This window comes from Rhodococcus sp. YH1 (genome assembly GCF_009939605.1).
Taxonomy (GTDB): Bacteria; Actinomycetota; Actinomycetes; order Mycobacteriales; family Mycobacteriaceae; genus Rhodococcus; species Rhodococcus aetherivorans.
This window is the reverse complement of sequence record NZ_WVTE01000134.1, coordinates 1-5,860: the sequence shown is the minus strand read 5'-3', so window position 1 is coordinate 5,860 and position 5,860 is coordinate 1. Positions and strand designations below refer to the sequence as shown.

The following is a 5,860-nucleotide window of genomic DNA, read 5'->3' as shown; positions in this document are numbered from 1 at the left end:
GAGGCGGTAATCGAACTCAATCCGGTCTTCGCCGTGGCATCGGCATCCGCAGTGGCGCCGGCGATGACCTGAGCTTCCTTCTCGCGCACAGCAGCGGGCGCATTCGCGTCGTGCTCCTCGGCAGTCTTCTTCGCCTCGAGTGCACCGGTGAACTCGGGCTCGTTCGATTTGGCGAGTTGTTCCTTGGTGACCCCGGCTTCCGCCATCTTGTGGTCGGTGGCGCAGCTGTCCGCACCCAGTCTCGTCTGGTCGTCGGGTGCAGGTTTCGGTGCCAACAGTTTCGGATCCGGTGGTGGAGGCGCGGACGGCGACGGGGGTGGCTGAAGCGGTGTGACCGGCTTGTCCTTCGCAGTGGAGGTATCCGGTGTCGCCTCGGTCGAATCCTTGATTTCTCGGGCGGACGCCTGCTTCCCTCCGGTGACCTTGCTCATCACCTCGTTCTTGACCTGATCCGCCTTGCCGGATTGCGCGAACTTGTCCGCCTCGTCCAGGTTCTTCGGAGCCTTCGCCGCGATCGCGGCCTTCACCGCGGCGATGAAGCCCGCCTTGTCGAAGCCTCCTGGCTTCGCGGCGTCCATCTTGCCGGTGTGAGCGGCCTTGGCCTGGGCTTCCTTGTCGTCGGGTGGCGCGACGGCCGCGTTCTGTGCCTCGCCCACTTCCTTCGAGGCAGGGGGATGCGCTTTGGTTGCATCGGCTTTGGTCTCGATCTCATGTTTCGCGTGGGCCCATTGCGGATCCTTCTGCGGATCAGCCGGTGTCGGTTCTACGGGTGGCGCAACGCAACCGCTCTGGACGGGTCCGGCGTCGAGACGCTGGGTGACGAGAGACGCAACGGCGTGGTTGCCCGCGGCGGACTGCAAGCGGCGTAGTGAGTTGGAATCCGACCGCACAGCAGCAGCCGATCGCGCAGGAGTGCGTTCCGGGGCAACGGATCTCGTGACTCGAGTGGGTGCAGTCATGGCATCACGCTGATTCTTCCTCGGACTCCTCCTCCTGACGCTGCACGAAGGTCTGGGCGGTTTCGTCTTCCTTTTCCTCCGCGGCCTCCTCACGCTGCACGGCAGCGGATCCCTCTTCCGTGGTTCGCTGGAGTGCGCCGGAGGGCGCGGTCGTGGGAGCGGGTGCGGCCATGACGTGGTCGGCATTCGCGACGGCGTCGCGTTCGAACCGATCCGAGGGATCGCTGATCCGTACCCCACCGCCGGCGTCGGTGCCGTCGACAGGGCCATTGCGCTGCTGCACGACATGCGTCAGTTCGTGAGCGATCATGTGCTTGCCGGTGTCCGATCCGGGGTCGTACCTGTCGTTCTGGAAGACGATGTCCGAACCCACCGTGTACGCCTGTGCATTGACGGATTTCGCGGATTCGTGCGCTGTTCCGTCGCTGTGGACGCGCACGTCTCCGAAGTCCTGACCGAACCGGCCCTCCATATCAGTGCGCAGGTCGGTGGGCAGCGGTGTTCCCGCAGAGGCGACGACGTCGTGCACGGGCGAACGGTCCTCGTCGAGGAGTGCCGACGCTCCGGCATTGCCGACGACACGCTGCAACCCGGCCATGCCTTCGGGTCCGGCGACGTCCAGACGTCCGGACAACGCCGCTCTCAGAGCGAGAGCCGAGTTCGGTTCGTCGAGTCGCGAAGCCTTGGGACGCAGCTCCGCATCGCCGTCGTGATCTGTCTCGTGCGTGCGCATGGTCTCTCGCTTCCGTCGGTACGCACCGAACATCCACCGTTCTCCAGCTGTACGAAAGATGCGAAGGCGTGGCCGTTCGGGCAACGATGACTGCCCGAACGTGCATCTGATCGGGCAGGATTCTCAGCTGGTGAGGACTGCATGCATGTCCGGGTCGAGCACAGTACTCAGTTCCTCCCACGGCACGGTGAGTTCCACAAGATCGGAGTAGGTCGGTGCGACGGATCCCTCGGCGAAGTAGATCCGCATCCCGTCGGGGGTCGCAAGCCAGCGAGAGAACAATGCCGGGTCGGCGCTGACGGCATTCAGGTCGAACGAGGCGCCCGCGTCGGTGCTCGGGCCGAGTTCGCGGGAGACGGCAACAAGACGATCGAGGCCGTCAGCGGTGTCGGTGAAAATCTCGTCGAGCGTGAGCACGTCACCGGAGTCAATGCCGACCACGACGGTGTCTGCGAAGTCCTCTGCGGACTCCTCGTATTCGGCTGTCACCAGTAGCACGCCACTAGTGACGCGTTCGCCGATATGGGCGACCTCGCCGTCCGAGCCGGTCAATCGACCACCTGCCCGTACCTCCGCGATGCGGTCGTCCAGAGCGGCGCGCATCGCTGCATTGAAGGTATCGGTGACGGCGGGGTCGCCCCCGGTGATCTGGGGGAGGACGACATCGACAGGTACGGGATTCGGCGTGACGACTTCGGTCGAGGCGTCGGTGTAGGGCTCCGGGGTGGCGGTGCCGGAGCCACCTCCGCCGCCTCCGCCAGCGCCACCTCCGCCTGCGCCGCCGTTCCCGTACGGTCCCGGTACGGTGCTGGGCTCCGGTGCTGGTGCGGAGTCGGGCGCTCCGCCTCCCTCAGGTGGGTGGTCGGGGCCACCCGTCGCTGCGCTGGAGTCGGCTTCACCCGGCGGTGCGTTCGCGGCGATGGACGTGTCGGAGACTGCCGAAGGTGTAGTAGGGCCGGTAAGGAGACCGTGGCCGACGAAGATCACTGCCACCACGAGAGCGACCACACCGACCGCAGCGGTGAAGATCCGTCCGCCGTTCTCGAGCATGCCGGGATCCCATCTCTACAGGAAGATCAGAACTGCAGCGACGTCAGCCGCCATCCGTCGTCACCTCTGGTCGCAATCGCCCATGCGACGTGTTCGTTCTCGTCGATGAGCAGGTCGTTCGGTGTCGTTGCCGATTGTCTGATCGAGACGACACGGTGGACGGTGTCGTCGCTGTCGGGGGGATGCTCGTCGGCGAGGAAGGCGGCGTCCGCGCGGACGGTCGCCTGGTCGCGTTTCCACTGCTCCCACTGTGATCCGGGTCCTGGTTGAGAGACGACGGTTTGGGACCCGAGTTCGGGACCGAGGTACGGTGCGGCCCGCTCCAGTGCGGCTGCTCCCGATTCGTCCTCTGCCGGCCTCCATGTGAACATCGTCTCCAGTGCGGTCTCGATGACGACGAGCGGATCCTCCCGGTCGATGTCCGGAGTGGCCGTTCCCTGGACACTCTCCCCGCATCCGGACGCGATGAGCACCACTGCGCACGACGCGAGCAGCGATCCGGAGCACTTCCCGAGGTTCATGTCACTCGCCGCCCCTCCGACTCGGGGTCGAAGTTCGAGACGGTCACGCCACTGTCGGTCGACGCGTGCACCATCTTGCCGCCGCCAACCGCGATCCCGACGTGGGTGGGAATGTCGAACTCGTTCCACCCTGAGAAGACCAGGTCCCCGGGGTCGAGTTCGTTGACCGGAATGGGGTCGCCGATCTCCCACTGTTCCTGAGTCGAACGTGGCAACACGACCTTGCCGTCCGTTGCCTGCGCCACCGCATGCCGGGTGAGGCCGGGACTGTCGATACCACCCCTGGTCGGGCCGTCGATGTTGCCGCCGCCCCAGACCCACGATGTCCCCTCGAGGGTCCGGGCCACCTCGACGATCCGGTCGCCGACATCGGGCTGCGGCGCCTCGGTCGGCGGCGGTGGGGTCGTCCCCGTCGCCCAGGGCGCGGCCGCGAACGCCATGGCGCGCTCGAGGATCTTCTTCACGTAGGGCTGTGTCTGGGTGGTGTACTCCCCACCGAAGGGCATGCCTCCCGCCTCCAGCACCGCACCGAATCCGGCGTTGTAGGCGGCGAGCGCCAGGGCCACCGGATCGCCGACCACACGGCCCGTGGAGATGGCGTCGGCGCTTGATCGGTGGTTCTCGCACATCAGCGCGCCCTGGGCCATCACAGCGTCAGCGATGCTGTTGACGTCCGGGGGAGGTCCGCTGCCGTCGTAGTCCTTGCCCCAGGTCGTCCACGTGGCAGGCATGAACTGTGCCGGGCCGCGGGCTCCCGTCGACGAGACGGGGGCCGAAGGGCCGTGCCGGAATCCGTTCTCCGCCTCCAGTTGCGCCGCCAGGAGCGGTGCGGTAATACCCGAACACATCACGCCGGCCTTCAGCAGCCACGGTACGAACTCGGGCGGGACGAGTCCGGGGGTGAGAACACCGACGGAGCAGTCGGTGGTGGCGGCCACCAGTTCCACCACGGAGGAACCCGACGATGCGCCCTCGTCGAGCAGGGGAGCGGGGTCGACGGCTCGACCGTTGAAGCGCCCGCCCTCCCACAGTTCGAAGTGCAGGTGCGGTCCGCTGGATTGGCCGTTGGATCCGATGTCGGCGATGTGCTGCCCGGTCCTCACCGGATCACCGGTGCGCACCAGCACGCCGTCGGGGTACATGTGCCCGTAGACGGTGGAGACGACCCCGGTACGTGTCGGTGTGTCGATCACGATCCATTGCCCGAAGCCACTGGCAGGCCCGGCCGCCGAGACGGTGCCGTCGAGAGCTGCGTAGATGTCGGTTCCGGCATCCCCGGCCATGTCGACGCCCTGGTGGAAACCCCCACTTCGGGCACCAAACGGGGACGAGACGACGAACGTGCCGTCCGCGACCGGTTTCCGGTTCATGGGGCACGGGACACCCGCCCCGGTGTCGGCGAACGCCGGTCCCGGTTGACCCAATGCAACTGTCAGGACGACCACGAGCAGGCCCGCGAGCCGTCCGAGTGCACGACGCATTCTCATGGCATGGATCCCGCCGGCATTTCGTGGACTCGATCGCATCCGTTGTACGGCTTCAACTATCACCAGACCTGTTCTACAACGGCAGGGTTGCCGGCCGGTTCGGCCCTTTCGTCGAGGATCCGTGCCCCCGCTGTCCGGTATGCCTGCTCGAACGTTCCGACTGCCGTTCCCGATCGGGCATTCTGTTGCTTGCCAGCGCTCTTCGACCATGGAGCGTGCGACGATCGACTCCCAGGAGGGTTGATGAGATCGCTGCGCTTCCTCTCGGCATTCGTAGCGCTGATCGCAGCGCTGGGGTTCGTCGTGGCGTGCGGAGGCGGAGAACCGGATCCGCAGTCGGCATGGACGGGGACCGACGAAGACTCACTTCCGGACGGAGCCCGAGACGCCATCGAAGGTGCCCTCGAAACCATGTTCACGTGGTATCCGACGACGGACGCCTCGACACGCGACGCCTACGAGCGGGCATCGAAGTATCTGACTCCCGAGCTCGCGGCAGCGAATCACTCCAGTGAACGCGGAACCAGCGTGTGGTGGGACGAATGGAAAGCCGCGGATGCTTCGGTGATCGCCGATGCCCTGGTGATCTTCGGAGAGCACCCGAAGGACTCCGAAAACGCCGTCGAGCGTGCGGTGATGCTGAACCAGAAGGTGACGGCGTCGGACGGGGCGGTTCTCGAGGAGAGCGACATGCGCGTGGACCGTGTCGCTGCTGTCAAACAAGGGAACGACTGGCGCGTCAGCCTCATCTCCTTCTTCCCAGAAATTCCGACCCAGGCGCCACCACCGCCGGAATGCGCTGAGGGAGAGCAGCGTCTGCAGCACCCGACCGGCCCATGCGTCCCGATTCCGCAGGTACCGCCGGGGTCGGGGACTCAGCCTCACAAGCCGGGAAGCCCCGGACCAAGCCCCGGACCGGGAACACCGAATCCCGGAACTACAGGAACCACGTGCCCGGATGGAACTACGGTGCAGGCGGGGCAGACCTGTCCGCCGATTGTGGATCCTCCGGAGCCGTGTCCGGATGGTAGTCCTCGGTTGCCGGATGGGACGTGTTACGAGCCTCCGGAGCCGTGTCCGGATGGTAGTCCTCGGTTGCCGGATGGGACG

4 protein-coding genes and 2 pseudogenes are annotated in these 5,860 nt (G+C 66.2%); 1 reads left to right on the top strand and 5 read right to left on the bottom strand.

Going from position 1 to position 5,860, the window contains the following annotated elements:
• From AIIKEEIJ_RS12060 to AIIKEEIJ_RS12040, 5 genes and pseudogenes are all read right to left on the bottom strand, one after another.
• A pseudogene (locus AIIKEEIJ_RS12060) lies at nucleotides 1–860 on the bottom strand (hypothetical protein); the annotation flags it as partial.
• 103 nt (nucleotides 861–963) lie between these two features.
• Entirely contained in the window at nucleotides 964–1,692 is a 729-nt protein-coding gene (locus tag AIIKEEIJ_RS12055) for an eCIS core domain-containing protein (protein WP_161995740.1), read from the bottom strand.
• A gap of 123 nt (nucleotides 1,693–1,815) precedes the next feature.
• Entirely contained in the window at nucleotides 1,816–2,742 is a 927-nt protein-coding gene (locus tag AIIKEEIJ_RS12050) for an RsiV family protein (protein WP_144415040.1), read from the bottom strand.
• A 26-nt stretch (nucleotides 2,743–2,768) separates the two neighbouring features.
• Nucleotides 2,769–3,263: a hypothetical protein gene (locus tag AIIKEEIJ_RS12045; RefSeq protein WP_050035726.1), complete on the bottom strand. Its 495-nt coding sequence runs from the start codon at nucleotides 3,261–3,263 to the stop codon at nucleotides 2,769–2,771.
• Nucleotides 3,260–4,750, bottom strand: coding sequence for a peptidoglycan DD-metalloendopeptidase family protein (locus AIIKEEIJ_RS12040; RefSeq protein WP_161995739.1), 1,491 nt, complete (start codon nucleotides 4,748–4,750; stop codon nucleotides 3,260–3,262). Before AIIKEEIJ_RS12040 ends, AIIKEEIJ_RS12045 begins: the two co-directional genes overlap by 4 nt.
• A 243-nt stretch (nucleotides 4,751–4,993) precedes the next feature.
• On the opposite strand from AIIKEEIJ_RS12040, the pseudogene AIIKEEIJ_RS32995 reads away from it, so the two are divergent.
• Nucleotides 4,994–5,860 (top strand): annotated as a pseudogene (locus tag AIIKEEIJ_RS32995) (hypothetical protein); the annotation flags it as partial.

Excerpts from the sequence above, each read along its gene's own strand:
- AIIKEEIJ_RS12055 (WP_161995740.1), bottom strand. The coding sequence starts at position 1,692 with ATGCGCACGCACGAGACAGATCACGACGGCGATGCGGAGCTGCGTCCC.
- AIIKEEIJ_RS12050 (WP_144415040.1), bottom strand. The coding sequence starts at position 2,742 with ATGCTCGAGAACGGCGGACGGATCTTCACCGCTGCGGTCGGTGTGGTC.
- AIIKEEIJ_RS12045 (WP_050035726.1), bottom strand. The coding sequence starts at position 3,263 with ATGAACCTCGGGAAGTGCTCCGGATCGCTGCTCGCGTCGTGCGCAGTG.
- AIIKEEIJ_RS12040 (WP_161995739.1), bottom strand. The coding sequence starts at position 4,750 with ATGAGAATGCGTCGTGCACTCGGACGGCTCGCGGGCCTGCTCGTGGTC.